Source organism: Kineococcus glutinatus, from assembly GCF_039542765.1.
GTDB classification, from domain to species: domain Bacteria; phylum Actinomycetota; class Actinomycetes; order Actinomycetales; family Kineococcaceae; genus Kineococcus_A; species Kineococcus_A glutinatus.
Genome location: NZ_BAABIL010000202.1, coordinates 1 through 1,382 on the forward strand (window position 1 = coordinate 1; position 1,382 = coordinate 1,382).

General features: G+C 74.8%; 1 protein-coding gene and 1 pseudogene. One reads left to right on the plus strand and one right to left on the minus strand.

What is annotated here, in order from left to right; translation table 11 throughout:
- The coding region (locus ABEB16_RS08675; protein WP_345711861.1) for a sulfite exporter TauE/SafE family protein at window positions 1-855 on the minus strand (855 nt) is incomplete at its 3' end.
- A 297-nt stretch (window positions 856-1,152) separates the two neighbouring features.
- Here ABEB16_RS08675 and ABEB16_RS08680 point away from each other — a divergent pair.
- Window positions 1,153-1,382 (plus strand): annotated as a pseudogene (locus tag ABEB16_RS08680) (hypothetical protein); the annotation flags it as partial.

Below are 1,382 nucleotides of genomic sequence, written 5' to 3' on the forward strand. Positions count from 1 at the left end.
GTGCTCGCGGATCGAGTAGGCCAGGGCCGCGGCCCAGGCCAGGGCGATGACGGCGTAGACGGCGAAGCGCAGCGGCTCCTCCTTCCAGCCGATCCAGTCGCTGCGCAGCAGCGTGCGGGTGTTCGTCAGGATGATGAGACCGCCCACGGAGGCGCCGAGGATGCGCGGGGGCAGGTGGCGGACCAGCCACGCGGCCAGCGGGGCGGCCAGCACGCCACCGACGAGCAGCGCGCCCGCCCACGCGAAGTCGACGCCCTGCGAGCCGAGGCCGACGAGGAAGCCGAGGCTGGCGGCCACCGCGACGAGGAACTCCGAGGTGTCGATGGAGCCGATCGTCTTGCGCGGCTCCAGGCGGCCGCTGGCCAGGATGGCGGGCGTGCCCACCGGGCCCCAGCCGCCGCCGCCGGTCGCGTCGACGAAACCGGCGACGAGGCCCAGCGGGCCGAGGAACCGCTTGCGCAGCGGCTTGCCGAGCCGGCCGACCGGCAGGCCGAAGGCGGTGAAGCGCACCAGCACGTAGGTGCCGAGGGCCAGCAGGATCAGCGACATGATCGGCGCGGCGGTCTCCGTCGACAGGCTGGAGAGCACCGTCGCGCCGAGGAAGGCGCCGACGGCACCGGGCACGCCGATGCGGGCGACGACCTTCCAGTCGACGTTGCCGAACCGCCAGTGCGAGACCCCCGAGGCGAGGGTGGTGCCGATCTCGGCCAGGTGGACGGTGGCCGAGGCGGCGGCCGGGTTGGCGCCGATGGCCAGCAACAGGGTGGTCGACGTGACGCCGTAGGCCATGCCGAGGCTGCCGTCGACGAGTTGGGCGGCCAGGCCGACGATGGCGAGCAGGACGAGCGAGCGCATGGGGTGTTCACTCCGCGGGGGGTCCGGCCGCGAGGGGGCGGCGGGCAGGTGTGTGGTGGGCGCCCGAGGGGGCGGTGGGCGCGGCGGTGCGCCCGGCGGGCCGATGGCCTCAGCGGGGAGTGGTGGTGCGACAGATCGCGCTCGCGCACCGTCGGAGGTCGACGTGGTGCCGAGCGGTCAGCAGGAGCTCAACGGGGAGCTCGAGCGCGCGCACGTCTCGAAGACTGCCGACGCGCCCGCGCGGTGTCAATCGGGACGCGCGGATCCGTGGACGCATGCTGGACGAGGCGTCTCAGCATGCGGACACCGTCCACCCGCTCGGCGGTCGGGAGGGCGTCCGCTCGGCGATACCCTCCTCCTCGTGCCCAACCCCCGCCGGCGGCCGGCCGCCGCCGCCCGCAGCGCCCGTGGCGCGCTGCGGGCCCCCGCTGTCGGAAGGAGCTGCACCGCATGAGCCTCACGACCACCGTCGACGAGCTGCGGGTGCTGGAGGCGGAGGCGGTGCACATCATCCGCGAGGTGGTGGC